The organism is Xanthomonas sp. GW, from assembly GCF_014236815.1.
GTDB lineage: Bacteria > Pseudomonadota > Gammaproteobacteria > Xanthomonadales > Xanthomonadaceae > Xanthomonas_A.
The window spans coordinates 2,971,411-2,998,344 of record NZ_CP051189.1 but is presented as its reverse complement, the minus strand read 5'-3'; the positions used below and the strand labels follow the sequence as shown (position 1 = coordinate 2,998,344).

General features: G+C 67.6%; 28 protein-coding genes and 1 tRNA gene. 20 read left to right on the top strand and 9 right to left on the bottom strand.

The annotated features are described in order from the left end of the window. The first annotated feature begins 36 nt into the window (after nt 1-36). Together ispF and truD are read left to right on the top strand one after the other, a co-directional pair. A complete protein-coding gene (gene ispF / locus HEP73_RS12875) occupies nt 37-534 on the top strand; it encodes a 2-C-methyl-D-erythritol 2,4-cyclodiphosphate synthase (protein ID WP_458309617.1) in 498 nt (165 codons plus the stop codon). Beyond that, entirely contained in the window at nt 531-1,595 is a 1,065-nt protein-coding gene (gene truD, locus HEP73_RS12870; protein ID WP_185820287.1) for a tRNA pseudouridine(13) synthase TruD, read from the top strand. The genes ispF and truD overlap by 4 nt, the downstream gene beginning before the upstream one ends. Nucleotides 1,596-1,611: 16 nt before the next feature. Here truD and HEP73_RS12865 read toward each other — a convergent pair whose 3' ends face one another. Next, nucleotides 1,612-2,145, bottom strand: coding sequence for a Smr/MutS family protein (locus HEP73_RS12865; protein ID WP_185820286.1), 534 nt, complete (start codon nt 2,143-2,145; stop codon nt 1,612-1,614). 110 nt (nt 2,146-2,255) lie between these two features. Between HEP73_RS12865 and surE the strand changes: the two genes are divergently transcribed. Genes surE through HEP73_RS12845 form a run of 4 tightly spaced genes read left to right on the top strand, consistent with a single transcriptional unit; the run spans nt 2,256 to nt 5,155 of the window. After that, nucleotides 2,256-3,038 (top strand): 5'/3'-nucleotidase SurE, encoded by a 783-nt coding sequence (gene surE / locus HEP73_RS12860; RefSeq protein WP_185820285.1) that lies wholly within the window; start codon nt 2,256-2,258, stop codon nt 3,036-3,038. Then, nucleotides 3,035-3,712, top strand: coding sequence for a protein-L-isoaspartate(D-aspartate) O-methyltransferase (locus tag HEP73_RS12855; RefSeq protein WP_179564149.1), 678 nt, complete (start codon nt 3,035-3,037; stop codon nt 3,710-3,712). The genes surE and HEP73_RS12855 overlap by 4 nt, the downstream gene beginning before the upstream one ends. 34 nt (nt 3,713-3,746) lie before the next feature. Continuing rightward, nucleotides 3,747-4,361 (top strand): YqaA family protein, encoded by a 615-nt coding sequence (locus HEP73_RS12850; protein ID WP_185820284.1) that lies wholly within the window; start codon nt 3,747-3,749, stop codon nt 4,359-4,361. Next, nucleotides 4,340-5,155, top strand: coding sequence for a peptidoglycan DD-metalloendopeptidase family protein (locus HEP73_RS12845; RefSeq protein WP_185820283.1), 816 nt, complete (start codon nt 4,340-4,342; stop codon nt 5,153-5,155). Before HEP73_RS12850 ends, HEP73_RS12845 begins: the two co-directional genes overlap by 22 nt. Before the next feature lie 236 nt (nt 5,156-5,391). On the opposite strand, the gene HEP73_RS12840 is transcribed toward HEP73_RS12845, so the two are convergent. Then, nucleotides 5,392-5,766, bottom strand: a complete 375-nt coding sequence (locus HEP73_RS12840; RefSeq protein ID WP_185813070.1) for an Mth938-like domain-containing protein — start codon at nt 5,764-5,766, stop codon at nt 5,392-5,394. Nucleotides 5,767-5,785: 19 nt separating this feature from the next. After that, nucleotides 5,786-6,091 (bottom strand): ribosome assembly RNA-binding protein YhbY, encoded by a 306-nt coding sequence (gene yhbY, locus HEP73_RS12835; RefSeq protein ID WP_003471333.1) that lies wholly within the window; start codon nt 6,089-6,091, stop codon nt 5,786-5,788. Nucleotides 6,092-6,157: 66 nt separating this feature from the next. Between yhbY and rlmE the strand changes: the two genes are divergently transcribed. From rlmE to hflX, 6 genes are all read left to right on the top strand, one after another. Further along, complete coding sequence (gene rlmE, locus HEP73_RS12830; protein WP_185823408.1) at nt 6,158-6,790, top strand: 23S rRNA (uridine(2552)-2'-O)-methyltransferase RlmE; 633 nt, start codon at nt 6,158-6,160, stop codon at nt 6,788-6,790. Nucleotides 6,791-6,849: 59 nt separating this feature from the next. After that, nucleotides 6,850-8,793, top strand: a complete 1,944-nt coding sequence (gene ftsH / locus HEP73_RS12825; protein ID WP_185820282.1) for an ATP-dependent zinc metalloprotease FtsH — start codon at nt 6,850-6,852, stop codon at nt 8,791-8,793. Nucleotides 8,794-9,131: 338 nt separating this feature from the next. After that, complete coding sequence (gene folP / locus HEP73_RS12820; RefSeq protein ID WP_185820281.1) at nt 9,132-10,031, top strand: dihydropteroate synthase; 900 nt, start codon at nt 9,132-9,134, stop codon at nt 10,029-10,031. Then, nucleotides 10,031-10,981: a tRNA (adenosine(37)-N6)-dimethylallyltransferase MiaA gene (gene miaA, locus HEP73_RS12815; RefSeq protein WP_185820280.1), complete on the top strand. Its 951-nt coding sequence runs from the start codon at nt 10,031-10,033 to the stop codon at nt 10,979-10,981. Before folP ends, miaA begins: the two co-directional genes overlap by 1 nt. A 119-nt stretch (nt 10,982-11,100) precedes the next feature. Next, nucleotides 11,101-11,376 carry an RNA chaperone Hfq gene (hfq, locus tag HEP73_RS12810; protein WP_009604477.1) on the top strand — a complete coding sequence of 92 codons (276 nt, stop codon included), beginning with the start codon at nt 11,101-11,103 and terminating at the stop codon, nt 11,374-11,376. 26 nt (nt 11,377-11,402) lie between these two features. Further along, nucleotides 11,403-12,728 (top strand): ribosome rescue GTPase HflX, encoded by a 1,326-nt coding sequence (gene hflX / locus HEP73_RS12805; protein ID WP_185813066.1) that lies wholly within the window; start codon nt 11,403-11,405, stop codon nt 12,726-12,728. Between the two features lie 140 nt (nt 12,729-12,868). Here the strand turns inward: hflX and HEP73_RS12800 are convergent, their stop codons facing one another. After that, nucleotides 12,869-13,075 (bottom strand): hypothetical protein, encoded by a 207-nt coding sequence (locus HEP73_RS12800; protein ID WP_185820279.1) that lies wholly within the window; start codon nt 13,073-13,075, stop codon nt 12,869-12,871. Between HEP73_RS12800 and HEP73_RS12795 the strand changes: the two genes are divergently transcribed. The 8 genes from HEP73_RS12795 (at nt 13,074) to HEP73_RS12760 (ending at nt 21,187) form a co-directional block, all read left to right on the top strand. Further along, entirely contained in the window at nt 13,074-13,568 is a 495-nt protein-coding gene (locus HEP73_RS12795; RefSeq protein WP_185813064.1) for a CinA family protein, read from the top strand. The two genes, HEP73_RS12800 and HEP73_RS12795, sit on opposite strands and share 2 nt — an antisense overlap. A gap of 29 nt (nt 13,569-13,597) precedes the next feature. Further along, a complete protein-coding gene (locus tag HEP73_RS12790) occupies nt 13,598-15,274 on the top strand; it encodes an ABC1 kinase family protein (protein ID WP_185823407.1) in 1,677 nt (558 codons plus the stop codon). A 150-nt stretch (nt 15,275-15,424) separates the two neighbouring features. Beyond that, nucleotides 15,425-16,060, top strand: coding sequence for a transcriptional repressor LexA (gene lexA, locus HEP73_RS12785; protein WP_184414639.1), 636 nt, complete (start codon nt 15,425-15,427; stop codon nt 16,058-16,060). A gap of 185 nt (nt 16,061-16,245) precedes the next feature. Further along, nucleotides 16,246-17,295: a recombinase RecA gene (gene recA, locus HEP73_RS12780; RefSeq protein ID WP_003471577.1), complete on the top strand. Its 1,050-nt coding sequence runs from the start codon at nt 16,246-16,248 to the stop codon at nt 17,293-17,295. A gap of 120 nt (nt 17,296-17,415) precedes the next feature. Next, on the top strand, nt 17,416-17,910 hold the full coding sequence (gene recX / locus HEP73_RS12775) for a recombination regulator RecX (RefSeq protein WP_185813063.1): 495 nt from the start codon (nt 17,416-17,418) through the stop codon (nt 17,908-17,910). 106 nt (nt 17,911-18,016) lie between these two features. Next, entirely contained in the window at nt 18,017-20,665 is a 2,649-nt protein-coding gene (gene alaS / locus HEP73_RS12770; RefSeq protein WP_185820278.1) for an alanine--tRNA ligase, read from the top strand. A 135-nt stretch (nt 20,666-20,800) separates the two neighbouring features. Continuing rightward, nucleotides 20,801-21,013 carry a carbon storage regulator CsrA gene (gene csrA / locus HEP73_RS12765; protein WP_145700275.1) on the top strand — a complete coding sequence of 71 codons (213 nt, stop codon included), beginning with the start codon at nt 20,801-20,803 and terminating at the stop codon, nt 21,011-21,013. An 81-nt stretch (nt 21,014-21,094) separates the two neighbouring features. Continuing rightward, nucleotides 21,095-21,187: transfer RNA gene (locus HEP73_RS12760), tRNA-Ser, on the top strand. A gap of 704 nt (nt 21,188-21,891) precedes the next feature. Here HEP73_RS12760 and HEP73_RS12755 read toward each other — a convergent pair. From HEP73_RS12755 to HEP73_RS12735, 5 genes are all read right to left on the bottom strand, one after another. After that, entirely contained in the window at nt 21,892-22,062 is a 171-nt protein-coding gene (locus HEP73_RS12755; RefSeq protein ID WP_185813061.1) for a CsbD family protein, read from the bottom strand. Nucleotides 22,063-22,246: 184 nt separating this feature from the next. Beyond that, nucleotides 22,247-22,888: an AAA family ATPase gene (locus HEP73_RS12750; RefSeq protein WP_185820277.1), complete on the bottom strand. Its 642-nt coding sequence runs from the start codon at nt 22,886-22,888 to the stop codon at nt 22,247-22,249. Between the two features lie 3 nt (nt 22,889-22,891). Continuing rightward, a complete protein-coding gene (locus HEP73_RS12745) occupies nt 22,892-23,236 on the bottom strand; it encodes a type II toxin-antitoxin system prevent-host-death family antitoxin (RefSeq protein WP_185820276.1) in 345 nt (114 codons plus the stop codon). A gap of 426 nt (nt 23,237-23,662) precedes the next feature. After that, entirely contained in the window at nt 23,663-25,792 is a 2,130-nt protein-coding gene (glgX, locus tag HEP73_RS12740) for a glycogen debranching protein GlgX (RefSeq protein ID WP_185820275.1), read from the bottom strand. Between the two features lie 294 nt (nt 25,793-26,086). Further along, nucleotides 26,087-26,788, bottom strand: a complete 702-nt coding sequence (locus HEP73_RS12735; RefSeq protein ID WP_185820274.1) for a pirin family protein — start codon at nt 26,786-26,788, stop codon at nt 26,087-26,089. Nucleotides 26,789-26,934 lie beyond the last annotated feature (146 nt).

Genomic DNA, 26,934 nt, shown 5'->3' with positions numbered 1-26,934 from the left:
CGCCGATGCCTTTCCTTTTTCCTTTTTTGATCTGCGATGCCTATGCCTGACTTTCCTCCCTTGCGTATCGGCCAGGGCTACGACGTGCACGCCTTCGGCGACGGCGACCACGTGATGCTCGGCGGCGTGCGCGTGCCGCATACGCGCGGCGTGCTCGCGCACAGCGACGGCGATGTGGTGATCCACGCGCTGTGCGACGCACTGCTCGGCGCGCTGGCGCTGGGCGACATCGGCCAGCATTTCCCGCCGTCCGATGCGCGCTGGAAGGGCGCCGACAGCGCGCAGTTCCTGAGCCATTGCGAGCAGCTGTTGCGCGAGCGTGGCTGGCAGCTCGGCAACGCCGACGTCACCGTGATCTGCGAGCGGCCCAAGGTCGGCCCGCATGCGCTGGCGATGCGCGAACGCCTGGCCGCGCTGCTGCAGGTCGGAGTCGATCGCGTCAGCGTCAAGGCCACCACCAGCGAGCAGTTGGGCTTCACCGGCCGCGGCGAAGGCATCGCGGCGCAGGCGGCGGTGCTGCTGGTGGCGCTGTGAGCGACTTGCCGCGTGCGTTCGGCGCCGCGCCGTTGCAGGCGCGCCTGCGCAGCGTGGCCGAGGATTTCCAGGTCGACGAAATGCCCGCGTTCGAGCCGAGCGGCGAGGGCGAGCACCTGTTGCTGACCGTGCGCAAGCGCGGCATGAACACCGCCTTCGCCGCGCGCCGCCTGGCGCAGTGGGCCGGCGTGGCGGAGATGGCGATCGGCTATGCGGGCATGAAGGACCGCCATGCGGTCACCACGCAGCGCTTCTCGGTGCACCTGCCCAAGCGCGTGGCGCCGGCGCTGGAGGCGCTGCACAGCGAGGACCTGCAGGTCGTGCAGTCGCAGTGGCACAACCGCAAGCTGCCGCGCGGCGCGCTGGCCGGCAACGGCTTCGTGCTGGTGTTGCGCGAGGTGCGCGGCGAGCGCGCCGCGATCGAGGCGCGGCTGGCGCAGATCGCCGCGCGCGGCATCCCCAACTGGTTCGGCGAGCAACGTTTCGGCCGCGACGGCGGCAATGTCGGCAACGCGCTGGCGATGTTCGGCGGGCGCCGAGTGCGGCGCGAGCAGCGCTCGCTGCTGCTGTCGGCGGCGCGCTCGGAACTGTTCAACCGGGTGCTGGCCGCGCGCGTGGCGGCGGGCAACTGGGATGCCCCACTGGACGGCGAGGTGTGGCTGCTCGACGGCAGCCGCAGCGTGTTCGGTCCGGAGCCCTGGTCCGATGTGTTGGCCGAGCGGTTGCAGCGCTTCGACATCCATCCTTCGGCGCCGTTGTGGGGCGCGGGCGAACTGCGCAGCACCGACGCGGCGCGCGCGCTGGAGCTGGCCGCGCTCGAGGATGCGACGTCCGTGCGCTTGCGCGAGGGCCTGGAGCGCGAAGGTCTGAAGCAGGAACGGCGCGCCACCCGCTTGCGCGCGGCCGAGCTGCAGTGGCGCTGGCTGGACACGCATGAGGACATGCTGGAACTGCGTTTCGCGCTGCCGCCGGGCAGCTATGCCACCGCGCTGCTGCACGAGTTGGGCGAGGTGGTCGATGCCGGGCAGGGCGCGCAGGCCGAGCCGGCGGCGCAGGAGTGAGCCGCGCGGCGCGGTTTCAGCGCCGCGCCAGCAACACCAGCATCGCCCCGGTACCGCCTTGCGTGGGCGGCGCCGAATGGAACGCCAGCACGTCGTTGCGCTGCCGCAGCAGGCGGTCGACCAGATTCTTCAGCAGCGGGATGCCGCCGGACTGCAGGCCCTTGCCGTGCACGATGCGCACGCAGCCGTACTCGTGCGCGTGCGCTTCGGCGATGAACTGGCGCAGCAGCGCCTCGGCCTGCGTCGCGTTGGCGCCATGCAGATCGAGTTCGTCCTGGGCGGAGAACTGGCCGCGGCGCAGGCGCTGGAACATCCGCGCCGGCACGTTCTCGCGGCGGTAGCTGGCCACGTCGCCGGCCTCCAGCGGCGCGCTGTCGCGCAGCAGGCGCTGGAACTCGCTCTGCGCCTCGGCATCGTCGCGCTCGGCCATGCGCGCGCGCGGCTTCGGCCGCGGCTTGGCATTGGCCGGCGGCGTCGCGTTGAGCGGCGTGACCGCGCCGATCGCCGCGCGGAACAAGGCGGCGGGATCTTCGTCTTCGGGATGCGACATGGCGCACAGCGTAACCCGCCAGTCACGCGGCGCAAGCGGCGCAAGCGGCGCATGAGGGCGGAAGGCGAGGGACGCATCCGGTATCATGGGCGGGTTATCCGAGGAGTCCCATGCGCGTACTAGTGAGCAACGACGACGGCGTCGACGCCCCCGGCATCAAGATGCTGGCCGAGCAACTGCGCGGCGCGGGCCACGAAGTGACCGTGGTCGCGCCCGATCGCGATCGTTCCGGCGCCAGCAACTCGCTGACCCTGGATCTGCCGATCCGGATCAAGCGCATCGACCCGCATACCTGCAGCGTCGCCGGCACGCCCACCGACTGCGTGCACCTGGCGCTCACCGGCATGCTCGACGACGACGAACCGGACATGGTGGTCTCGGGGATCAATAACTCGGCCAACCTGGGCGACGACGTGATCTATTCGGGCACCGTGTCGGCGGCGATGGAAGGCCGCTTCCTCGGCCTGCCCGCGCTGGCGATGTCGCTGGTCACCCACAACCACGAACCCAAGCACTTCCAGACCGCGGCTCGCGCCGCGGTGGAGATCGTGGCGCGGCTGAAGGCCGATCCGCTGCCGGCGGACACCATCCTCAACGTCAACGTGCCGGACCTGCCGTGGGGCGAGATCAAGGGCTTCGAGGTCACCCGGCTCGGCAACCGCCACCGCTCCGAACCGTGCCTGCCGCAGCCCGACCCGCGCGGCGGCACCGTGTACTGGATCGGCCCGGCCGGCCGCGAGCAGGACGCCGGCCCCGGCACCGATTTCCACGCGGTGCGCACCGGCTTCATCTCGATTACCCCGATCCAGGTCGACCTGACCCGCTACCAGGCGCTGGAGACGGTCGCCAGCTGGGTCGGCGGCCTCACCGCCGCGCTGGACAACCCGGCATGACCCCGCGGCTGCGCCTGCAACCGGAAGCGATCGGCATCGGCATGACCTCGCAGCGCGTGCGCGACCGCCTGGTCGAGCGCCTGCGCGAGTCCGGCATTCGCGACGAGGCCGTGCTCAACGCGGTGCGCACGGTGCCGCGGCACCTGTTCATCGACGAGGCGCTGGCCTCGCGCGCCTACGAGGACACCGCGCTGCCGATCGGTCATGGCCAGACCATCTCGCAGCCGTGGGTGGTGGCGCGGATGACCGAGACCGTGCTTGAGGCGGCGCCGAAGAAGGTGCTGGAAGTGGGTACCGGTTCCGGCTACCAGGCTGCGATCCTCGCCGCGCTGGGGCTGGAGGTCTATACCGTGGAGCGCATCGGCGACCTGCTGCGGCAGGCGCGCAAGCGCTTGCGCCAGCTCGGCATGAACGTGCGCAGCAAGCACGACGACGGCCGCATCGGCTGGGCCGAGCACGGCCCTTACGATGCGATCGTGGTCACCGCCGCGGCGCCGGCGCTGGTCGACGCGTTGGTCGAGCAGCTGGCCCCGGGCGGCTGTCTGGTGGCGCCGGTCGGCGGCCCCTCGTCGCAATCGCTGGTGCGCCTGCGCCGCGATGCCGAAGGCCGTATCGAACAAGACATTCTGGCGCCGGTGACCTTCGTCCCGCTGCTGTCGGGCATGCTGGATTGAATCACCCTGGATTGAAGCACCGGAGCTGTATTGGATGAAGATATTCGGGCCGTTGTACGAACGCGCCATCGGCTGGTCGCGGCACCGCCGCGCGCCGGCGTTCCTGACCGGGCTCAGCTTCGCCGAGGCGATCGTGTTCCCGGTGCCGCCGGAGGTAATGCTGGCGCCGATGTCGCTGGCGCAGCCGCGGCGCGCGCTGTGGTTCGCCACGTTGAGCCTGATGGGCTCGCTGGCTGGTGCGTTGGTCGGCTACATGCTCGGCCATTTCGCCTTCGCCGCGGTGCAGCCGTTGATCGAATGGCTGGGCTGGACGCAGAAGATCGATGCGCAGGTGAGCCATCTGCGCGAGGTGGTCGCCGAGTCGCCGTGGCGTGCGTTCTGGCTGCTGGTGCTGGCCGGTTTCACCCCGATCCCGCTGAAGATATTTACCTGGGCCTCAGGCATCGTTGGAATCCCGCTGCTACCGTTCCTGGCGAGCATGTTGGTCGGTCGCGGCAAGCGCGTGTATATGGTGGCCGGCGCGATCCGCCTTGGCGGGCCGCGTGCGGAAGCCGCGTTGCGGCGCTGGATCGAACCGCTCGGTTGGGTCGCGATGGCGATCCTGGCGCTGCTGGTGGTGTGGGTCATATGGAGAGCGAAGTACGGATGAGCGTCGATCGGGTGGTGCGCAACGGCCTGCGTTGCAGCGTGTGGTTGCTGGTGGCGGCAGGGATGGGCGCGTGCAGCAGCGCTACCGTGGTGCGTACGTCCGGGACGCCTGGCAAGCCCGGCACGGCGGCGCCGCGTCCGTCCGTGCCCAAGCCAGGGGTCAGTGCGACCGTGCGCCGCGGCGACACGCTGTATGCGATCGCCCGCGTCAACAACATCAATCCGCAGGACCTGGCCGCCTGGAACCGGCTGCCGCCGCCGTACACGATCTATCCCGGGCAGTCGCTGAAGCTGTATCCGCCGGGTGGCAGCAGTGGCAGCGGTACCGTCGTCGCGCGGCCCGGCAGCGCTGCGGTAGTGCCGCCGAGTTCGGCGGGAACGGCCGCGCGGCCGCCGGTCGCCGCGCCGACGCCGGTGAGCAGCGGCTTCAGCTGGCGCTGGCCGGCCGACGGCGCGGTGGTCAGCCGCTTCGTGGTCGGCGAGACCACCAAGCAGGGCGTGGACATCGCCGGCAGCAGCGGCCAGGCGGTGCGTGCCGCCGCCGATGGCGTGGTGGTGTATTCAGGCGCCGGCCTGGTCGGCTACGGCGAACTGATCATCATCAAGCACAACGAGCAATGGCTGTCGGCCTACGGCCACAACCGCAAGCGTCTGGTCAACGAAGGCCAGAACGTGAAGGCCGGCGAGCAGATCGCCGAGATGGGCCGCAGCGGCGCCGCGCGCGACATGCTGCACTTCGAGATCCGCTACAACGGCAAGCCGGTCGACCCGCTGCTGTATCTGCCCAGCAAGTAATCGGCGCGTCGTCGGTCGGGCGGATCCCCGGCCCGGTGCAGCGTGCCGGGCGCTCAGCGCAGCGTAGCTGTTGCCGCTTTTTTTGCTTTCGTAGGAGCGGCTTCAGCCGCGACAGGGCATCACCTGTGCGCGACCGGGCATTACCTGTGATGGTCGGTCGCGGCTGAAGCCGCCCCTACAAAAAAGCGTGGCGGCTGGAACACGTAGATCAGACACCGCTCGGCGCGGTGTCAAGCTCAGCCTTCGAGCAGGAACCCGACCGCCACGCGCCGGCCTTCGGCGGCCAGCACGTTATAGGTGCGCGCCGCCGCGGCGTTGTTCATCACCTCGATGCCGATGCCGCGGGTCAGGAACAGCGCCAGCGCGGCGGCCGAGGGAAAGACCTGGCGTTCGCCGGTGCCCAGGATCACCAGGGCCGGGTTCAGTTCCAGCAAGGGCTGCAGGTGCTGGGGCTGCAGCTCGGCCGCGACCGGCGCGTCCCACGTCTCGACCAGGGTGTCCGGGGCGAGAATGAAACTGCGGGTGAGCAGGCGGTCGTTCACCTTGGCCTGGCGGCCATCGGCCATGCGCAGGGTGTAGGCGTAATCGGGCAGGTCCTGGGTCAGCTGCATGATGGCACCGGAAAGCGGATCAGCCGCGTGGCAGCACGATCTGGCGGTCTTCCTTGGCCGGGCGATACAGGATCGCGGTGTGGCCGATGCGCTGCACCAGCACGCTGTGCGATTGCTCGACCAGGCTGGCGATGCTCGCGTCGCGGGCCTCGCGGTCGTCGCCGCCGACCTTCACCTTGACCAGTTCGTGGCGCTCCAGCACCTCGTCCAGTTCGGCCAGGAAGGCCGGCGTGACGCCCTTGCCGCCAATCTGCAACAGGGGTTTGAGGTCGTGCGCCAGGCCGCGCAGGAAGCGGTTCTGGGACGGAGTCAGGCTGATCGACATGCAGGCGGGAACGGGGTTGCCAAGGGCGATCAGGGTATCATGGCCGCCCACTACGACCGCGATCCCATGGCAACCCGCAGCAAAAGCAGCCAACGCTGGCTCCGCGAACATTTCGCCGACCCCTTCGTGAAGAAGGCCCAGGCCGAAGGCATGCGTTCGCGTGCCGCCTACAAGCTGGAAGAACTGCTGCAGCGCGACAAGTTGCTCAAGCCGGACATGCTGGTGGTCGATCTCGGCGCCGCGCCGGGCGGCTGGTCGCAGCAGGTGCGCAAGTCGCTGGGCGAGCGCGGCCGGGTGCTGGCGCTGGACATCCTGGAGATGCCGCCGCTGGCCGGCGTGGAGTTCCTTCACGGCGACTTCAGGGAAGAAACGGTGCTATCGCAGTTCGAGGAAATGCTGGGCGACAACCCGGTAGACCTTGTGCTGTCGGATATGGCCCCCAATAAAAGCGGCATGGATGCGGTGGACCAGCCGCGGATGATGCATCTGGCCGAACTGGCGATGGCGTTCGCCGATACCCACCTCAAACCGGGCGGGGCGTTCCTGATCAAGCTGTTCCAGGGCGTCGGGTCCGACGACTACATCCGCGAGATGCGCCGCCGTTACGAGAAGGTGTCCATCCGCAAACCGGCGGCATCGCGCAAGCGCTCGCCGGAGGTTTATGTCCTCGGACAGGGCAAGCGTGCCCAGATCAAGTAAGCTGAACCCGTCGCATCACGCATCGAGAAAGAGTTGAAGGGACACCGGAGCCAATGAGGATGAACGACTTGACCAAGAATCTGTTGCTGTGGGTAGTCGTCGCCGTCGTGCTGATGGTGGTGTTCCAGAGCTTCTCGCCACGGCTGGCCGGCGGTCCCGGCAACGACACCGTGACCTATACCCAGTTCCTGAAGGAAGTGGACGGCGGGCGGGTGAAGTCGGTCGACTTCACCGACGACACCGGGCTGTCGGTGACCGCGATCCGCTTCAAGCGCAGCGACGGCAGCGAGAGCACGGTCTACGGTCCGCGCGACGACAAGCTGGTCGACGTGCTGTACAGCAAGAACGTGGAAATGACCCGGCAGAAGCCGGCCAACGGCCCGAGCTTCTGGTCGCTGGTGCTGAACTTCCTGCCGGTCATCCTGATCATCGGCTTTTGGCTGTTCATCATGCGCCAGATGCAGGGCGGCGGCGGCGGCGCCAAGGGCGCGATGTCGTTCGGCAAGTCGCGCGCCAAGCTGCAGGGCGAGGACCAGATCAAGATCACCTTCGCCGACGTCGCCGGCTGCGACGAGGCCAAGGAAGAAGTCGGCGAACTGGTCGACTTCCTGCGCGATCCGACCAAGTTCACCAAGCTCGGGGGCAAGATCCCGCGCGGCGTGCTGATGGTCGGCCCGCCGGGTACCGGCAAGACGCTGCTGGCCAAGGCCATCGCCGGCGAGGCCAAGGTGCCGTTCTTCAGCATTTCCGGTTCCGACTTTGTCGAAATGTTCGTCGGCGTCGGCGCCAGCCGCGTGCGCGACATGTTCGAGCAGGCCAAGAAGCACGCGCCGTGCATCATCTTCATCGACGAAATCGATGCGGTCGGCCGTCATCGCGGCGCAGGCCTGGGCGGCGGCCACGACGAGCGCGAGCAGACCCTGAACCAGTTGCTGGTGGAAATGGACGGGTTCGAGGGCGGCGAAGGCGTGATCGTCATCGCCGCGACCAACCGCCCGGACGTGCTCGACCCGGCGCTGCTGCGTCCGGGCCGTTTCGACCGCCAGGTGGTGGTCGGCCTGCCGGACGTGCGCGGCCGCGAGCAGATCCTGAAGGTGCACATGCGCAAGCTGCCGCTGGCCGACGACGTCGAGCCGATGGTGATCGCGCGCGGTACCCCGGGCTTCTCCGGCGCCGATCTGGCCAACCTGTGCAACGAGGCGGCGCTGTTCGCGGCGCGCGAAACGGTCAAGGAGGTCCGCATGGACCACTTCGACCGTGCCCGCGACAAGATCCTGATGGGCTCCGAGCGCCGTTCGATGGCGATGAGCGAGGAAGAGAAGACGCTCACCGCCTACCACGAAGCCGGCCATGCCATCGTCGGCCGCCTGGTGCCGGAGCACGATCCGGTCTACAAGGTCACCATCATCCCGCGCGGGCGTGCGCTGGGCGTGACCATGTACCTGCCGGAAGGCGACAAGTATTCGATCAATCGGGTCGCGATCCAGTCGCAGCTGTGCTCGCTGTACGGCGGCCGCGTCGCCGAAGAGCTGATCTTCGGCACCGACAAGGTCACCACCGGCGCCTCCAACGACATCGAGCGCGCGACCAAGATGGCGCGCAACATGGTCACCAAGTGGGGCCTGTCCGACGAGCTGGGGCCGATCGCCTACGGCGAGGAAGACGACGAGGTGTTCCTGGGCCGTTCGGTGACCCAGCACAAGAGCGTGTCCGACGATACCGCGCGCCGCATCGACGAAGTGGTGCGTTCGATCCTCGACAAGGCCTATGCCAAGACCACGCATATCCTGACCGAGAACCTGGACAAGCTGCACGTGATGGCCAAGTTGCTGCTGGAGTACGAAACCATCGACGTGCCGCAGATCGACGCGATCATGGAAGGCCGCGATCCGCCGCCGCCGATGGGCTGGAACAAGTCCGGCAAGGATGGCAAGGACGGCGGCAACGACAAGGGCAGTTCGCGCCCGCTGCCTCCGATCACCGGGCCTGCCGAGCAGCTGTAAGCGCCCGCTCGGGTCGATCAGAAAGCCAGGGAGCGATCCCTGGCTTTTTTGTTGCCTGTGCTTTTGTAGATCCGGCGGCACAGGGCAGGCCGCCGGAGTGGCGATCGCATCGCTGCGGCCGATCGTTTGCATGCATCCCACCGCCGCGTCGTCGTAGGCACTACGACTGGGCGACAATGGCGTTCCGTCATCCACTGTCCGTCGCCCATGCCATCGCTCGCTCGTCCATCGCTGCCGCCGGGTGCCAACGCCGTCGTCGCCACGACTGCCGCCCAGGCTGTAACCGAAGACACAGGCAGCATCCACATGCGCCGCGGCAACGCCCAGGAGCACCGCTGATGTTCGAGACCTCGCCGAGCCTGGATTGCGGCGGCCGCCGCCTGCTGCTGGATCGTCCACGGGTGATGGGCATCGTCAACGTCACCCCTGACTCGTTTTCCGATGGCGGCGCGCATGCGACGCCGGAAGCGGCCGTCGCGCACGGCCTGCGCCTGGTGGAGGAGGGTGCGGACCTGCTCGACATCGGCGGCGAATCGACCCGCCCCGGCGCCACCCCGGTCCCAGTGGAAGAAGAATTGCGCCGGGTCATCCCGGTGATCGAGCGGCTGGCGGCGCAGACCGCGGTGCCGCTGAGCGTGGACACCTTCAAGCCGGAAGTGATGCGTGCGGCGGTCGCCGCCGGCGCCGGCATGATCAACGACATCCAGGCCTTGCGCCGGCCCGGCGCACTGGACGCGGCGGCGGAACTGCGGGTGCCGGTGGTGCTGATGCACATGCCCGACGATGCCTATGCCGCCGGCAGCGCGCCGCACTACGACGACGTGGTCGGCGAGGTGCACCGGTTCCTGGCCGAGCGCATTTTCGCCGCGGAAATGGCCGGCATCGACAAGCGCCGCCTGCTGGTCGATCCGGGCTTCGGGTTCGGCAAGGGCACCGCCGACAACCTGCAATTGCTGGCGCAGCTGTCGCGCCTGGTCGAACTCGGCGTGCCGGTGCTGGCCGGGCTGTCGCGCAAGCGCAGCATCGGCGAACTGACCGGCCGCACCGCGCCGGAGCAGCGCGTGGCCGGCTCGGTGGCGGCGCACCTGCTGGCGGCGCAGCGCGGCGCGCTGCTGCTGCGTGTGCACGACGTCGCCGCCACGGTGGACGCGTTGAAGGTCTGGCAGGCGCTGGCGGCGGTGCCGTTGCCGCGCAGCGGCGCCGCGCCCGCCGCGCTCCGCTGGCCGGACGAGGACTGATGCCGCCCGACCGGCGCCCGCGCGCCATCGCGCTGATGGGACCGACCGCGTCGGGCAAGACCGCCGCGGCGATCGCCCTGGCCGAGCGCTACGGCGGCGAGATCGTCAGCGTCGATTCGGCGCTGGTGTACCGCGGCCTGAACATCGGCGCGGCCAAGCCCGACGCGCAGCAGCTGGCGCGCGTGCCGCACCATCTGCTGGACCTGCGCGATCCATGGCAGCCGTATTCGGCCGCCGAATTCGCGGTGGACGCGCGCGCCGCGCTGGATGCGATCGTCGCCCGTGGCCGCCTGCCGATCCTGGCCGGCGGCACCGGCCTATATTTCCAGGCATTGCTGGAAGGCCTGGCGCCGATGCCGCCTGCCGATCCGCAGCTGCGCGCCGCGCTGGGCGCACGCGCGCAGGCCGAAGGCTGGGCGGCGCTGCATGCGCAGCTGCAGCAGGTCGATCCGCTGGCCGCACGGCGGATCCGGCCCGGCGACGCGCAGCGCATCCAGCGCGCGCTGGAGGTGTTCCAGCTCAGCGGCCGCCCGATCAGCGAATGGCAGGCGCAGCCCGGGCCGCCGCGGCTGCCGTTGCGGGTGCTGAAACTGGTGCTGGCGCCGGCCGAGCGCACGCTGCTGCACCGGCGCATCGAGCTGCGCTTCGACGCGATGCTGGAGCAGGGCTTCCTCGACGAGGTGCGCGCGCTGCGCGCCTTGCCGGCTCTGCGCCAGGTGGCGCAGCCACTGGAGCTGCCAGCGGCGCGCGCGGTCGGCTACCGCCAGGCCTGGGAACATCTGGACGGGGCCAGCGATGCGGCCACGTTCCGCGATCGCGCGATCTTCGCGACCCGCCAGCTGGCCAAGCGCCAGCTGACCTGGCTGCGCGGGGAGCTGGACGCGCGCTGGTTCGACCCCGAATGCGACGGCGCGCGCCTGGATGGCGCAGTGGCGGACTTTCTTGGCTGATTTGGCTACACGCCGCGCTGTGCTGAAGCCCGCGGTTGTGTAACATCGACGGTCCGGGCCACGGCAGGGGAGCTGCAGTGCCGACCCGGGCACATAAAAACAATAAACGGGAGTGAAGCATGTCCAAGGGGCAATCCTTACAGGATCCTTTCCTGAACGCGCTGCGTCGCGAACGGGTGCCGGTCTCGGTGTACCTGGTCAACGGCATCAAGCTGCAGGGTACCATCGAGTCCTTCGACCAGTTCGTGGTGCTGTTGCGCAACACCGTGAGCCAGATGGTCTACAAACACGCCATTTCCACCGTGGTGCCGGCACGCAACGTGCGCGTCGGACCGGGCGGTGGTTATGTGCAGCAGAACGAGGGTGGTAGTGCGGAAGATGACGAAGCCGAGTAAGACGCTGTTGAAGACCGGAGCCGCGGGTGTTTGATCGTTCCCGCCGCGGCGAACACGCGCTGCTGATCCAGCCCTATGCCGGTGGACCGTTGGAGGACGACGTGCTGGAGGAGTTCGCCGACCTGGCGCGCTCCGCCGGTGCCAGCATCGCCGCCACGCTGACCGCGCGCATCGACAAGCCCAGCCCGTCGACGCTGATCGGCAGCGGCAAGCTGGAAGAGGTCAAGGCTGTGGCCGAAGCCAGCGGCGCCGATCTGATCCTGGTCAACCATGCCCTGAGCCCGGGCCAGGAGCGCAACCTGGAAAAGTACCTGGAGCGGCGCGTGATCGACCGCACCGGGCTGATCCTGGACATCTTCGCGCAGCGCGCGCGCAGCCACGAGGGCAAGCTGCAGGTCGAACTGGCGCAGCTGCGGCACATGGCCACGCGGCTGATACGCGGCTGGACCCATCTGGAGCGCCAGCGCGGCGGTTCGATCGGTCTGCGCGGCCCCGGCGAAACCCAGCTGGAAACCGACCGCCGGCTGCTGCAGAAGCGGGTCGAACAGCTGCAGAAGCGGCTGGAGAAGGTCGAGGTGCAGCACACCCAGATGCGCCGTGCGCGGGTGCGTAGCGAACTGCCGCGGATCGCGGTGGTCGGCTACACCAATGCCGGCAAGTCGACCCTGTTCAATACGTTGACCGGCGCCGAGGCCTACGCCGCCGACCAGCTGTTCGCGACGCTGGACCCGACCGTGCGCCGCATCGCGCTGCCGGGCGGCAATGCGATGCTGGCCGACACCGTCGGCTTCGTGCGCAACCTGCCGCACGAACTGGTCGCCGCGTTCCGCTCGACCCTGTCCGAGGCGCGCGAGGCCGATTTCCTGCTGCACGTGGTCGATGCCGCCGATCCGTTGCGCGAAGAGCGCATCGCCCAGGTCGACGAGGTGCTGCACGCGGTCGGTGCCGGCGATCTGCCGCAGCTGCTGGTGTTCAACAAGATCGACCGCATCGAAGGCGCCGACGTGCGCCACGATGCGCAGGACGGCGTGCCGGACGAAGCGCGCCGCGAGCGGGTGTGGATCTCGGCGCGAGACGAACGTGGTCTGGAACTGCTGCAGGGCGTGCTTGGTCAGCGGCTGGGACTGCAGCACGTGCAGGGCAGCCTGCGCCTGCCGTCCAGCGCCGGACGCCTGCGCTCGCAGCTGCACCAGTTGCAGGTGATTCGCAGCGAGCAGGCCGACGAAGACGGCTGGCTGCTGCAGGTGGACATCCCGATCACCGAGGCCGAACGCCTGGCCGCCAGCGCCGAAGGCGCGCCGATCCGCGCGCTGCTGCCGCCACGCGAGGAAGAGGAATGGCAACGGCGTTAGCCGCCGCTGTCGTCGCCTGGGTGCATCTTCGACTAAGGCGTTTACAGCTTGCGCAGTTTCTGTAGGAGCGGCTTCAGCCGCGACAGACCGCACAGGTAACGCCTGTCGCGGCTGAAGCCGCTCCTACAGATGTCGTCGTCTCACAGCAAGCCGCTATTCTTCTTCTTCGGTGCGGCGCCAAGCCAATGCTGGCGCAACCATGCCAGCCAGGCCGTATCTGCCGCACCGGCGACAGCCATCCCGCCTGCACCACCATCGCTGAAGCCATGCCTGACGCCGCGCCGCGCAGGCGCGACAGCCGTGGCGAATTGGGCTACAAAGCGCATTGGTTTCCCGAGCAGCGCCATGACCGTCCCCACCGATCCGCAACTCCTGCAACTCGCCACTGCGCTCAGCGACCAGTTGCGCAGCGGGCGCGAACGCCTGGTCACCGCCGAGAGCTGCAGCGGCGGCTGGATCGCCAAGGCGATGACCGACATCTCCGGCTCCTCGGACTGGTTCGACTGCGGCATGGTCGCCTACAGCTACGAGGCCAAGCAGGCGTTGCTCGGCGTGCGTCCGCAGACCCTGGAGCACCATGGCGCGGTCAGCCGCGAGACGGTGATCGAGATGGTGTCCGGCGCGCTGGTCAATTCCGGCGCCAGCATCGCGGTGGCGGTGACCGGCATCGCCGGCCCCGGCGGCGGTTCGGCCGACAAGCCGGTCGGCACCGTGTGGGTCGGCTGGAAGCGGCGCGGCGGCTACGCCAGCGCGCAATTGTTCAATTTCGACGGCGACCGCGACGCGGTGCGCCGGCAGACCGTGGCCGCCGCGTTGCGCGGTCTCGGCGCGCTGCTGTGAGCGCCGGCGCACTCTAGATGGCGACTGCGATGTGGGAGGCGCTGAGCACGGTCCGCGACCTGGGGCGCTTGCAGGAAATCGCTTCGGTGCTGATCCGCTACGGCTTCGGCGACGTGGTTCGCCGCATCGGCATGGCCGACGTGCTGGAACGCGCCGGGCGCCTGCTGCACTGGCATAACGCCGAAGAGATGCTGCGCATGTCGGCGCCGCAGCGGGTGCGGCGCGCGTTGCAGGATCTCGGCCCGACCTTCGTCAAACTCGGCCAGGTGCTGGCCACGCGCGTGGACCTGCTGCCGCCGGAGTGGATCGACGAACTCGGCGAACTGCAGAACGCGGCGCCGGCGTTGCCCTACGAACAGATCCTGCCGCAACTGCTCGAGGCGTTGGGCGAAGAGCCGTCGGCGATCTTCGCCCAGGTCGAGGAGACTCCGCTGGCCGCCGCGTCGCTGGCGCAGACCCACCGCGCCTGGCTGCACGACGGCACCGCGGTGGTGATGAAGGTGCGCCGCCCCGGCATCCGCGACGTGATCGAGGCCGACCTGCGGCTGCTGGCGCGGCTCGCCGAGATCGTCGAGGCGCGCGCGGCCGACCTCAAGCGCTATCACCCGGCGGAGGTGGTGCATCAGTTCACCGTGTCGCTGCGGCGCGAGCTGGATTTCGCCGGCGAATGCCGCAACGCCGAGCGCATCGCCGCCAATTTCCAGGGCCACGACGAGATCCTGATCCCGCGCGTGCACTGGCAATGGACCTGCGAAACCCTCAACGTGCAGGACTTCGTCGCCGGCATCGGCGGGCGCGACCTGGCGGGTGTGGATGCCGCCGGCCTGGACCGCCGTCAGCTGGCCCGTGTCGGCGCCGACATCGTGCTGAAGATGGTGCTCGAGGACGGCTGCTTCCACGCCGATCCGCACCCGGGCAACATCTTCTACCTGACTGGCGAGCGCATCGCGGTGATCGATTTCGGCATGGTCGGGCGCATTTCCGAGCAGCGCCGCTACCAGGTCGTGCAGCTGCTGCATGGCCTGGTCACGCAGGAAGCCGAGGCGGTCACCGACGTGCTGCTGGAATGGACCGACGGCGATGCCGAGATCGACGAGGCGCGGCTGCAACTGGAGATCGCCGGCTTCGTCGACCAGTACCGCGGCGTGCCGCTGAAGGAGTTGCGGGTCGGGGCGATGCTCGGCGACGTCACCGCGATCCTGCGCCAGCACGCGCTGGCGCTGCCGGCCGACCTGGCGCTGATGATCAAGACCTTCCTGACCCTGGAAGGGGTAGGGCGCCAGCTCGATCCCGACTTCGACATGGCCAGTGCCGCGGCACCGTACCTGGAGCGGGTGATGCTGCAGCGCTTCGCCCCGCGCGCGATGGCCAAGCGCGGCCGGCGTACCGTGCTCGGCGCGCTGGAACTGCTCGGCGACCTGCCGCGCGACACCCGCCGGCTGCTGCAGGCGGCGCGGCGCGGACGGCTGCAGCTCAACGTCGAGACGACGTCGCTGAAGGGCTTCGGCGACCAAGTCAACCGCGCCGCGAATCGGCTGACCATGGGCATCGTCACCGCCGCGCTGATCATCGGCTCCTCGATCGTGATGAACAGCGTCGGCGGCGTCTCCAGCCGCTGGCTGCTGGCGATCGGCGTGGGCGGCTTCATCGGCGCGGCGCTGTCGGGCGTGTGGATCCTGATCTCGATCTGGCGCAGCGGCCGCTGAGCGGAGCGCTTGTCGCTGCGAGCCAAGTCCGGTGTGCGAACGCGTGGCAACCATCCCAGGTGGGCGTGGCGATCCGCGGAACGGCAGCCATCCTTGGTGCAATCACGCAGTGGTTGCCCATTTCCGTTTTTAGTAGTATTACTACTAACCATGGAACTGACCGAAACCCAGCAAGCGATTCTCGACCTGATCGCCCAGCGTATCGAGCACGACGGCGCGCCGCCGTCGCAGACCGAGATCGCCCGCGCCTTCGGCTTCAAGGGCGTGCGCGCCGCGCAATACCACCTGGAAGCCCTGGAGCAGGCCGGCGCGATCCGCCGCGTGCCGGGTCAGGCGCGCGGCATCCGCTTGGTGACCGGCGCGGCCGCGCCGGCCCCGGCGCCGCAGGTGGATAGCGCCGACATCCTGCGCCTGCCGGTGCTGGGGCGGGTCGCCGCCGGCCTGCCGATCGGTGCGGACATCGGTTCGGACGATTTCGTGGTGCTGGACCGGGTGTTCTTCTCGCCGGCGCCGGACTATCTGCTGAAGGTGCAGGGCGATTCGATGCGCGACGAAGGCATCTTCGACGGCGACCTGATCGGCGTACACCGCACCCGCGACGCCCGTTCCGGGCAGATCGTGGTGGCGCGGATCGACGAGGAGATCACGGTCAAGCTGCTGAAGATCGGCAAGGACCGCATCCGCCTGCTGCCGCGCAACCCGGACTACGCGCCGATTGAAGTGCTGCCGGATCAGGATTTCGCCATCGAAGGCCTGTACTGCGGCCTGCTGCGCCCCAACCGTTGATTTTGGATATTGCACTACACCGCAGGCCGGATTTTCCCGACCCGCGACATCGCTGTTCGCCGCTGCTGTAGACCTGCCCGGACGAATTATTTTTTCTTTGCCCCGCACTGTCTCAGCCCGTGCGATACCAGGCCGCTAAATTGAACCTACCCCGCAAATCATCCTCACCTCCGAAGGACACCAAAATGGACGAGAACAAGAAGCGCGCGCTCGCTGCTGCCCTGAGCCAGATCGAGAAGCAGTTCGGCAAGGGTTCGGTGATGCGGATGGGCGATCGCATCATCGAGGCCGTCGAGGTGATTCCGACCGGCTCGCTGATGCTGGATATCGCGCTGGGCATCGGTGGCCTGCCGAAGGGCCGCGTCGTCGAGATCTACGGCCCGGAATCCTCGGGCAAGACCACGCTGACCCTGCAGGCCATCGCCGAGTGCCAGAAGAAGGGCGGCACCGCGGCCTTCATCGATGCCGAGCATGCGCTGGACCCGATCTATGCCGGCAAGCTCGGCGTCAACGTCGACGAACTGCTGCTGTCGCAGCCGGATACCGGCGAACAGGCGCTGGAAATCGCCGACATGCTGGTGCGTTCGGGCTCGGTCGACATCGTGGTGGTCGACTCGGTCGCCGCGCTGACCCCGAAGGCCGAAATCGAAGGCGAGATGGGCGACCAGCTGCCGGGCCTGCAGGCCCGCCTGATGAGCCAGGCGCTGCGCAAGCTGACCGGCAACATCAAGCGTTCCAACACGCTGGTGGTGTTCATCAACCAGCTGCGCATGAAGATCGGCGTGATGATGCCCGGGCAGAGCCCGGAAGTGACCACCGGCGGCAATGCGTTGAAGTTCTACGCCTCGGTGCGCCTGGACATCCGCCGCATCGGCGCGATCAAGAAAGGCGACGAGATCATCGGCAACCAGACCAAGATCAAGGTGGTCAAGAACAAGCTGGCGCCGCCGTTCAAGCAGGTCATCACCGAGATCCTGTACGGCGAGGGCATCAGCCGCGAAGGCGAGCTGATCGACATGGGCGTGGAAGCCAAGCTGGTCGAGAAGGCCGGCGCCTGGTACAGCTACGGCAGCGAGCGCATCGGCCAGGGCAAGGACAATTCGCGCCAGTACCTGCGCGACAACCCGCAGGTGGCAGCGAAGCTGGAAAGCGAGCTGCGCGAGAAGTTCCAGCCGACGGAAGTCGCGCCGAGCGCGGCCGAAGCCGAGGACGCCGACGCAGACGCCGAGGCGTGATGGTCTTCTGCCGGGGGAGCGGTGGAGTCAGTGCCGCTCGTTTCCCTCGGCAGTCTTGAGCAAGCCAGGAGGGCAGGTGCCAAGGACGGCACATTGACGATCGTGGCGGGGTGAGCCTGCATGGCTGACGACGAACAAGTACAGGAACCGCGCCGGCGCCGCCGGCAGCCGGAACAGACGCCGCTGCAGCGGGCCTTGGGCCTGCTGGTACGCCGCGAACATTCGCGCAAGGAACTGACCCGCAAATTGCGGGCACGCGGCGTGGAGCCGGATGCCGCCGCCGCCGCGGTGGAACGCCTGGCGGGCGAGGGCTGGCAGGACGATGGCCGCTTCGCCGAACTGCTGGTGCGCAGCCGGGCCAATACCGGCTACGGACCTTTGCATATACGCGCCGAACTGGGTACCCATGGCCTGGACAGCGAAGCCATCGCCACGGCGATGGCCGCCTTCGACGGCGACTGGAGCGAAAACGCCCGCGATCTGGTGCAGCGCCGCTTCGGCGCGGCCGGACCGGCGGACCTGCCGCAGCGGCGCAAGGCCGCCGATCTGCTGGCGCGGCGCGGTTTCGACGGCGACAGCATCCGCGCAGCCACGCGCTACGAGCCGGAGGACTGAGCGGGCCGGGCCTGCTAACCTTGGCGGATTGTCTTGTCCGGTTTCCGCACGCCCTTATCTTGAGGGGGTACGCCCGGAAACCCGTCCGCTCGTCTATAGCCAGCCCATGAACGCACCCGCCAAATTCTCCACCTCCCAGATCCGCAGCGACTTCCTCGAGTTCTTCAACGGGAAGGGCCACACCATCGTGCCGTCCGCGCCGCTGGTGCCGGGTAACGATCCGACGCTGTTGTTCACCAATTCCGGCATGGTGCAGTTCAAGGACGTGTTCCTCGGCGCCGAGAAGCGCAGCTATGTGCGCGCGGCCGACGTGCAGCGCTGCCTGCGCGCCGGCGGCAAGCACAACGACCTGGATGCGGTCGGCTATACCGCGCGCCATCACACCTTCTTCGAAATGCTGGGCAACTGGTCGTTCGGCGACTACTTCAAGAAAGAGGCCATCGCCTGGGCCTGGGAACTGCTGACCCAGGTCTGGAAGCTGCCCGCCGAACGCCTGCTGGTCACCGTCTACCACACCGACGAGCAGGCCTACGAGCTGTGGCGCGACATGATCGGGGTGCCGCCGGAGCGGATCGTGCGCATCGGCGACAACAAGGGCGCGCCGTACGCCTCGGACAACTTCTGGCAGATGGCCGACACCGGTCCCTGCGGCCCGTGCACCGAGATCTTCTACGACCATGGCGCGCATATCGCCGGCGGTCCTCCGGGCTCGCCGGACGAGGACGGCGACCGCTTCATCGAGATCTGGAACCTGGTGTTCATGCAGTTCGACCGCCAGCCCGACGGCACCCTGGTGCCGCTGCCGGCGCCGTGCGTGGATACCGGCATGGGTCTGGAGCGCCTGGCCGCGATCCTGCAGCACGTGCACAGCAACTACGAGATCGACCTGTTCCAGACGCTGATCCGTCATGCCTCCGAGCTGACCGGCATGGCCGACCTGGAGAACAAGTCGCTGCGCGTGATCGCCGACCATATCCGCGCCTGCTCGTTCCTGATCGTTGATGGCGTGCTGCCGTCCAACGAAGGCCGCGGCTACGTGCTGCGCCGGATCATCCGCCGCGCCCTGCGCCATGGCTGGATGCTCGGCGTGCGCGAGCCGTTCTTCCACAAGATGGCGGCCACCCTGTCCGAGCTGATGGGCGAAGCCTATCCGGAACTGCCGGCGGCGCTGTCCACCGTGCAGCGGGCGCTGCAAGCCGAAGAGGAGCGTTTTGCCGAGACCCTGGATTCGGGCATGAAGATCTTCGACGAGATCGCCGCCCGCGCCAGCGGCACGATCCCCGGCACGGACGCGTTCCGCCTGTACGACACCTATGGCTTCCCGGTCGATCTCACCGCCGACATCGCCCGCGAGCGCGGCATGGAGGTGGACATGGCCGGCTTCGAAAGCGCGATGGAGCGCCAGCGCGAGACCGCGCGCGCGGCCGGCAAGTTCGGCGGCGGTACCACGCTGCCGGCGGACCTGGTTGCGCAACTGGTCCCCACGGTGTTCCTGGGCTACGACGCGCTGCAGGCCGATGCGCTGAAGGTGGTCGCGTTGTTGAAGGATGGGCGCCCGGTCGAGTCGGTCGAGGCCGGCGATGCGGCGATCGTGCTGCTCGATCGCACCCCGTTCTATGCCGAATCCGGCGGCCAGGTCGGCGACCTGGGCCAGTTGAGCGCGGACGGCGTGCTGTTCCAGGTCGAGGAGACGCAGAAGTTCGCCGGCCAGTTCCATGGCCATGTCGGCCAGTTGCGCAGCGGCCGCCTGCAGGTCGGCGCCACGCTGTCGGCGCAGGTCGACAGCGACCGCCGCGGCGCCACCATCCTCAACCATTCCGCCACGCACCTGCTGCACGCCGCGTTGCGCGAGGTGCTCGGCACTCACGTGCAGCAGAAGGGTTCGCTGGTCGCGCCGGACCGGCTGCGCTTCGATTTCTCGCACTTCCAGCCGATGAGCGCCGAGGAGCTGGCGGTGGTCGAGCGCAAGGTCAACGCGCAGGTACGTGCCAACCATGCGGTCGAAGTGCACCACATGGGCATGCAGGAAGCGCTGGACTTCGGCGCGATGGCGCTGTTCGGCGAGAAGTACGGCGAACGCGTGCGCGTGCTGAAGATGGGCGACTACTCCACCGAGCTGTGCGGCGGCACGCATGTGGCGCGCACCGGCGACATCGGCCTGTTCAAGATCACCAGCGAGGGCGGCGTGTCGGCCGGCGTGCGCCGGATCGAGGCGGTGACCGGGCAGGGCGCCCTGGACCATGTAGCGGCCGAAGAGGCCAAGCTGCACGAGGCGGCCGAACTGGTCGGCGGCAGCGCCGGCGACGTGGTCGAGAAGATTCGCCAGCTGGGCGACAAGCACAAGCGCCTGGAGCGCGAGCTGGAGGCGCTGAAGGCCAAGCTGGCGTCCGGCGCCACCGCCGACCTGGCCGCCGCCGCGGTCGAGGTGGCCGGGGTGAAGGTACTCGCTGTGCGCCTGGAAGGCTTCGACGCCAAGGCCTTGCGCGAGGCGATCGACCGCCTGAAGCAGCAGTTGGGCGACAGCGTGATCGTGCTGGCCGGCGCCAGCGAGGGCAAGGCGGCCTTGGTCGCCGGGGTGAACGGCAGCCCAATGGGCCGGGTCAAGGCCGGGGAACTGCTGAGCCATATCGCCGGTCAGATCTCGGGCAAGGGCGGCGGCCGCCCGGACCTCGCCCAGGGTGGTGGCGAGGACGGGCCCGCCCTTGCCCTTGCGCTCGAGGGCGTACCCGACTGGGTCAAGCAACATCTCCCCTGAACACGAACTCGCGCCGCCTTGCTGGCAGGGCGCGGCTTCCCTTAACATCGATCTTCTTTTCCCTTTCGTGATGGGGCGTCCCGGCTCGGGATGCCGTACCGGTGGGAATCACCGGTTCCCTGGAGAATTTTAAAAATGTTGATCCTGACTCGCCGGGTAGGCGAAACCTTGATGATCGGCGATTCGGTCACCGTGACGGTGCTTGGGGTCAAGGGCAATCAAGTGCGCATCGGTATCACCGCGCCGAAGGATGTCGCCGTGCACCGCGAAGAAATCTATCAGCGCATCCAGCGCGGCGACGAGCCGACCTCGCATGGCGGCGGCCATGGCGATCAATCTTCCGATTGATGCGTCGAAAGGGTTTACCTGAGACCCTACAAACCGTTATCCTTCGCGCCCGGTCGCGGAATATCCGCAGCGTCTAGATCCGGAGTGATGCCCGAGCGGCTGAAGGGGCTCCCCTGCTAAGGGAGTATAGGGTCAAAAGCTCTATCGAGGGTTCGAATCCCTCTCACTCCGCCATTGTCAAGAAACCGCCCGCAAATCAACGATTTGTGGGCGTTTTTCTTTTCCCGCGCCTTGGACACTCGCTTGGACACTTCCATGCGAGTAGCGCACTACCTCACCCGCGGCGAGACTGGCCGCTACTACGTCCGTTTGCGCATTCGGGCCGCTGCGGCCGCCGCGCTTCGGGTCAATGTCTGCAAATGCAATACAAAGTCCAGAGCTTCGGCGATAGGCACGTGGCTGCGTGCTGCTGTCGGCCACGTTGCGATCTGTTGCGCACTGCTGTTGCCGCAGGGCGATGCGTGCTTGCTGCCTCCGCAGCCATCGCGCTGGCAGGACCAAGCGGGGATGGATGAGGCTTGAGGCGCCTCAGGGAAAGTCGGTCCTGGGGCTTGCATTCATAGCTGCAACCAGCGGGAGCGGATGCCGTTTCTGACCGTCGAAATCAGCGATAACAGCGATCTGTGCCTGTTTGCTGATCGATGGCACAGCATCGGGCGTTTGGGGACGATCCTCCACCCCGGCCACGCCCAAGCCATCACTGCAAGTCCCTGTTTGATTGCATGGCTGCGGGACTCGACGAAGCGCCGATGGCTTGACCCTTGCTGCCGTATTCGAAACCGTCTGCTTGGGATCCAGCCAAAACGCGCCTCGAAGGCCCTCGATCAAAAGACTTGCGTCCAACTCCTTGCAAGATCCGGGAGGCGTTGCATCGCTCTTCAGCTGCGGGCGTTGTCGCGCGCCTTGCCGACTGCGCTCTGGACCTTGCCGGCACCCTTCTGCAGTTTGCCTTCGACTTCCTTCAGCTTGTTGCCGGTGACCTTGCCGACGACTTCCTTGACGCTGCCCTTGACCTGATTCTTTGCGCCTTCGGTGCGATTCTTGTCCATCGTTGACTCCGCGAGTAAGTGAGCGCCCTTGAGCGGGCATCGCCAAGCTGCGCGCAGCGCGGTATGCCGCGAGTGAAGGTTTGGCGCAGTCGAACGCGCCGGTTTAGCTCCTGGAAAGTTCGAGCGCCCGAGGCGATGCGAAGTTGTGGCGCGACTGCACTGTTCGCCTGCAGGTGTTTGACGATCAGGGTGGCTGCGGCATTGAAGGTGCACGCGCGTCGAGGGCTGCCATCACGATCGGCTTTGCCCATTCCGGCACTTGCTCGAATTCCTCGGCGGTGAGCGGGCAGTGGATGCCGGACTTGTCCATTTCCAGCACCAGCAGGGGAGCGACTTGGCCATCCGCGTCCGCAGGGCTGCTGTTGTCGTAGACGTGCAGGGTGCTCAAATGGGGAATCAGCGCGATCAGGTTGGCGCGGGAGGCGTCGTAGCGCTGGCGAATCTTGGCTTCCGCAATGTCGTGCCCGCCACGCGCCACCCGGGCGGCCACGCGCTGCAGGTGAAGCTCCACGCTCGCCAGGCCGCAGAACCAGATCGTCACCTCGTGCCGCGCGCAAGCTTGGCGAATCAATGCGGGGATCGTGTTCGCGCCGAGCGTGGTCTCGAACGCGTAGTCCGTGCCTTCGGCAAGGGCGCACTCCAGTCGCCGCTTGCTTTCATGCCAGGCCTGGGCATTGGCTTCCTCGAGCGGCCATCCTTGTTCGGTCAGCGCTCGGGTGAAGGAATCCGGATTGAACCAGGTCGCCTGATCCTCTTGCAGCATCGCACCCAGCAGCGAACTCTTGCCGGCGCCGTTGACGCCGGCCAGGACCAGGATCCTGCCCACCGCTTACAGGGATTTGCCCAGAGTGATTTTCTTGCCGCGTCGGGCGGGGCGGTCCAGTGCCCGGCTCAAGCCGCTGCCGTCCTTCAATGAGGCCAGGTGCTCGTCGAATTTCGTCTGCAGCGCCTTGAGCGACTGGGTGCGGGCAATGGCCGTGGATGCTGCGCTCGCTTCGACCACCAGCCGGCGGTATTCCTCCGCGTCCACCACCACCGCTTCGGGGTAGTTGTGGTTGGTGACCACGATGGCGCCGTTCGCACGGACCTTGCGCATCAGTCCGGGCCAGCCTTTGGTCTTGATGTCGCTGGCCGGGGCTTTTTCCAGATCGGGGAAGTCCAGGGGAAGTTCCATGGGGGCGGACCGGAGGACGGGATAGGGTCGAGTCTACTTCCAAAATTACCATTTTGGTAAATTTGGACTATGCGCCGTTCATGGGGGCATCCAGCGTCCAAGGCGAAAAGAATGGGCGCTGCCTGTGGCGCATCGAGCGTGTCTAAATCTGAGGCGAAGCTTGGGATCGCAAACACTTGCCCGGATACGGTTTGCGAGTATTTCGGCAGGCAGAGTTGGTCGCCAGCGATGACGGGATGCGTGAACGGTTGCCTTGCAGTCCGCCAGCCTTGGACAAGGCTGGCGATGGTCCATTTGCTGCTCTTCCCTTCTTTATCGGCCTTGGACCGCAGCCTGCACGCAGGCTGCGGTCTATCGGGCCGCACCACATCGCATGCGATGGCCAGCCTGCCGCTTCCGGCCAAAGCGTCGCCTCAGTTCAAGCAACTACGGTGTCTGGCACTCGAACACGCTGACGCTGCGCGGCGGTGCCAGGAATTCGCTGGCGCCTGCGGGCATGCTGTCGATCTGCAATGCGTCGTCGGTGGAAAGCACCAGCTTCCAGTGCAGTTCCTCCTCCGACGAGGGCAGGGTGAAGTTAACCCCTTCGTGGTAGGCGTTGATGACGATCAGCAAGGTGTCGTCGTTGGCCAGTTCCTTGACCCCGGAGGTCTGTGCCTTGCCTTCCAGCAGCAAGCCGACCGAACGCGCGCCGGCATCGGTCCAATGCGCGTCCTCCATCTCCGTGCCGCCGGGATTGAGCCAGGTGAGATCGCGCAGGCCGGCCTCTTCGTTGTACTGGCCGTTGAGGAAGCGCCCGCGGGTCAGGATCGGGTAGCGCTTGCGCAATGCGCTCAGCGCCTTCACGAAGGCGGTCAGCCGGCCCTCGCTGAGGTCGTTGTCCCAGTCGAGCCAGGTGATCTCGTTGTCCTGGCAATAGGTGTTGTTGTTGCCGCCCTGGGTCTGCGCGCGCTCGTCGCCGGCGAGCAGCATCGGCGTGCCTTGCGCCAGCAGCAGCGTGGCCAGCAGGTTCTTGCTCTGCCGCTCGCGGAGCTGCAGGATCTCGGCGTCGTCGCTGGCGCCTTCCGCGCCGTAGTTGCAGGAACCGTCGTTGTTGGAGCCGTCGCGGTTGTCTTCGCCGTTGGCCTCATTGTGCTTTTCGTTGTAGCTGACCAGGTCGCGCAGGGTGAAGCCGTCGTGCGCGGTGATGAAGTTGACCGAGGCCCACGGGCGGCGACCGCGGCGATCGAACAGGTCGGCCGAGCCGGTGAAGCGGGTCGCGAACTCGGCCAGCATGCCGTCGTCGCCCTTCCAGAAGGCACGGGCATTGTCGCGGAACTTGTCGTTCCACTCCGACCAGCCCGGCGGAAAGTGCCCGACCTGGTAGCCGCCCGGGCCGCAGTCCCACGGCTCGGCGATCAGTTTCACTTCCGACAGCAGCGGATCCTGGTTGCATGCATCCAGGAAGCCGCCGCGCTGATCGAAGCCGGTGGGTTCGCGGCCGAGGATGGTGGCCAGGTCGAAGCGGAAGCCGTCCACGTGCATTTCGCCGGCCCAGTAGCGCAGCGAGTCGTTGACGAACTGGATCACCCGCGAGTTGCTCAGGTTCAAGGTGTTGCCGGTGCCGGTATCGTTGATGTAGTAGCGCTTGTCCTCGGCCAGGCGGTAGTAGCTGGCGTTGTCGATGCCGCGGAACGAGAGGGTCGGACCGAGTTCGCTGCCTTCGGCGGTGTGGTTGTAGACCACGTCGAGGATGACCTCCAGGCCCTGGCGGTGCATGGCCTTGACCATGTCGCGGAACTCGTCGCGATGGCCGCTGGCCAGATAGCGCGACTTGATCGCAAAGAAGCCCAGGGTGTTGTAGCCCCAGTAGTTGCGCAGGCCCTTGTCGAGCAGGTGCTGGTCGTCGAGATAGGCGTGCACCGGCAGCAGTTCCACCGCGCTGACGCCCAGCTCCTTGATGTAGCGCAGCACCGGTTCCTGCGCCAGTCCGGCACAGGTGCCACGCAGCTCCTGCGGCACCTGCGGGTGGCGCATGGTGTAGCCGCGCACGTGCGTCTCGTACACCAGGGTGTCGCTCCACGGGGTCAGCAGCCGGGCGTCGTCGCCCCAGTCGTAGGTGTCCTCGACCACCACGCACTTGGGCATGAACGGCGCGCTGTCGCGTTCGTCGAAGCTGAGGTCGCCATCCGGGTGGCCGACGGTGTAGCCATAGAGTTCGTCGGCCCAGACCAGGTCGCCCTCGATTTCGCGGGCATAGGGATCGAGCAGCAGCTTGTTGGGATTGAAGCGATGGCCCTCGCTGGGTGCATACGGGCCATGCACGCGATAGCCGTAGCGCTGGCCGGGCTTGGCGTCGGGCAGGTAGCCGTGCCAGATCTCGTTGGTGTACTCGGGAAGGTCCAGCCGCGTTTCCGTGCCGGATTCGTCGAATAGGCATAGCTCGACGCGCGTGGCGTGCGCCGAAAACAGGGCGAAGTTGGTGCCCTGGCCATCGAACACGGCGCCGCGGGGAAAGGGGCGTCCTTGGCGGATGCGCGAGGGAGTGGCGTAGACGGCGCTGGCGGGGTGTCGCATCGGGGGAGGGCTCTCGGCCGGCGTGCCGGCGTGGGGAAAGAGCGCAAGCATTGACGCGGGTACCGTGCAGGACGCGTCATGGCATTCCGAGAGAGGCGTGAGGAGCGCGCCGCACGGCGCCGCTTCCGCGTGTGGTGGCGCCGGGGATGTGCGGCGCAGAGGCATTGGGGGAGTGAACAGCCGATGCCGCATCGCGAATGTGCGAGTGCATTGCGCCAACGCGAAGAACCCGCCATCGGGCGGGTTCTTCGAGCGCTGCCCGCGCTGCGGCAGCGCTCGGGCTGGCGCAGCGGCTCAGCGCGGCAGGTCGAACAACAGGAATTCCGTGTCCTGCGCATCGGCGAAGTGCAGCTCGGCCTCGTCGACGGTCTGCGCCGCGTCGCCGGCCTGCAGCGCCTGGCCGTTGACCGTCAGCGAACCGCGGATGACCTGCACGTAGGCACCGCGTCCGTTCGCCAGCGCGTAGTCGACGCGCTCGGCGCCGTCCAGGATCGCCGCGTAGATGCGCGCATCCTGGTGGATCCGCACCGCGCCGTCCTCGCCCTGCGGCGCGGCGATCAGGCGCAGCTGGCTGCGCTTGGTCTCCGGGGCGAAGTGCTTTTCCTCGTAGCCGGGTTCGATCCCGGCGCGTTCCGGCATCAGCCAGATCTGCAGGAAGTGCACCGGTTCGCTGGCGGAGTGGTTGAACTCGCTGTGGGTGACCCCGGAGCCGGCGCTCATGCGCTGCACGTCGCCGTAGCGCAGCACCGAACCGTTGCCCATGCTGTCCTTGTGCTCCAGCGCGCCGTCGAGCACGTAGGAAAGGATCTCCATGTCGCGGTGCGCATGGGTGCCGAAGCCCTGGCCCGGCTGCACCCGGTCTTCGTTGATCACCCGCAGCGGCCCGAAGCCCATGTGGCGCGGATCGTGGTAGTGGCCGAAGGAGAAGGTGTGGCGCGAGGACAGCCACCCGTGCTCGGCGCGGCCACGGGTATCGCTGGTGCGGATCTGCAACATGGAAAGCTCCTGGTAGTGGCGGTATGTGCAAGTGGGTCGATAGGCAGAGCGGCGGCGATATCTGCTTGATTTCGTGGCTGCCTTGCGGTGAGGACAAGTATCCGCACTGTTGCCGGGTTTGAAAAACGGATAGATTCGGGGCCTAT

Bases quoted from the DNA above. Each gene is read 5' to 3' on its own strand.
- HEP73_RS12865 (WP_185820286.1), bottom strand. From the start codon at position 2,145: ATGTCGCATCCCGAAGACGAAGATCCCGCCGCCTTGTTCCGCGCGGCG.
- surE (WP_185820285.1), top strand. From the start codon at position 2,256: ATGCGCGTACTAGTGAGCAACGACGACGGCGTCGACGCCCCCGGCATC.
- HEP73_RS12800 (WP_185820279.1), bottom strand. From the start codon at position 13,075: ATGGCGCTGCTCGGGAAACCAATGCGCTTTGTAGCCCAATTCGCCACG.
- ftsH (WP_185820282.1), top strand. From the start codon at position 6,850: ATGAACGACTTGACCAAGAATCTGTTGCTGTGGGTAGTCGTCGCCGTC.
- HEP73_RS12795 (WP_185813064.1), top strand. From the start codon at position 13,074: ATGACCGTCCCCACCGATCCGCAACTCCTGCAACTCGCCACTGCGCTC.
- rlmE (WP_185823408.1), top strand. From the start codon at position 6,158: ATGGCAACCCGCAGCAAAAGCAGCCAACGCTGGCTCCGCGAACATTTC.
- ispF (WP_458309617.1), top strand. From the start codon at position 37: ATGCCTATGCCTGACTTTCCTCCCTTGCGTATCGGCCAGGGCTACGAC.
- lexA (WP_184414639.1), top strand. From the start codon at position 15,425: ATGGAACTGACCGAAACCCAGCAAGCGATTCTCGACCTGATCGCCCAG.
- recA (WP_003471577.1), top strand. From the start codon at position 16,246: ATGGACGAGAACAAGAAGCGCGCGCTCGCTGCTGCCCTGAGCCAGATC.
- folP (WP_185820281.1), top strand. From the start codon at position 9,132: ATGTTCGAGACCTCGCCGAGCCTGGATTGCGGCGGCCGCCGCCTGCTG.
- HEP73_RS12790 (WP_185823407.1), top strand. From the start codon at position 13,598: ATGTGGGAGGCGCTGAGCACGGTCCGCGACCTGGGGCGCTTGCAGGAA.
- hfq (WP_009604477.1), top strand. From the start codon at position 11,101: ATGTCCAAGGGGCAATCCTTACAGGATCCTTTCCTGAACGCGCTGCGT.
- miaA (WP_185820280.1), top strand. From the start codon at position 10,031: ATGCCGCCCGACCGGCGCCCGCGCGCCATCGCGCTGATGGGACCGACC.
- HEP73_RS12745 (WP_185820276.1), bottom strand. From the start codon at position 23,236: ATGGAACTTCCCCTGGACTTCCCCGATCTGGAAAAAGCCCCGGCCAGC.
- csrA (WP_145700275.1), top strand. From the start codon at position 20,801: ATGTTGATCCTGACTCGCCGGGTAGGCGAAACCTTGATGATCGGCGAT.
- HEP73_RS12845 (WP_185820283.1), top strand. From the start codon at position 4,340: ATGGAGAGCGAAGTACGGATGAGCGTCGATCGGGTGGTGCGCAACGGC.
- recX (WP_185813063.1), top strand. From the start codon at position 17,416: ATGGCTGACGACGAACAAGTACAGGAACCGCGCCGGCGCCGCCGGCAG.
- HEP73_RS12850 (WP_185820284.1), top strand. From the start codon at position 3,747: ATGAAGATATTCGGGCCGTTGTACGAACGCGCCATCGGCTGGTCGCGG.
- HEP73_RS12855 (WP_179564149.1), top strand. From the start codon at position 3,035: ATGACCCCGCGGCTGCGCCTGCAACCGGAAGCGATCGGCATCGGCATG.
- HEP73_RS12755 (WP_185813061.1), bottom strand. From the start codon at position 22,062: ATGGACAAGAATCGCACCGAAGGCGCAAAGAATCAGGTCAAGGGCAGC.
- yhbY (WP_003471333.1), bottom strand. From the start codon at position 6,091: ATGTCGATCAGCCTGACTCCGTCCCAGAACCGCTTCCTGCGCGGCCTG.
- HEP73_RS12840 (WP_185813070.1), bottom strand. From the start codon at position 5,766: ATGCAGCTGACCCAGGACCTGCCCGATTACGCCTACACCCTGCGCATG.
- alaS (WP_185820278.1), top strand. From the start codon at position 18,017: ATGAACGCACCCGCCAAATTCTCCACCTCCCAGATCCGCAGCGACTTC.
- HEP73_RS12735 (WP_185820274.1), bottom strand. From the start codon at position 26,788: ATGTTGCAGATCCGCACCAGCGATACCCGTGGCCGCGCCGAGCACGGG.
- glgX (WP_185820275.1), bottom strand. From the start codon at position 25,792: ATGCGACACCCCGCCAGCGCCGTCTACGCCACTCCCTCGCGCATCCGC.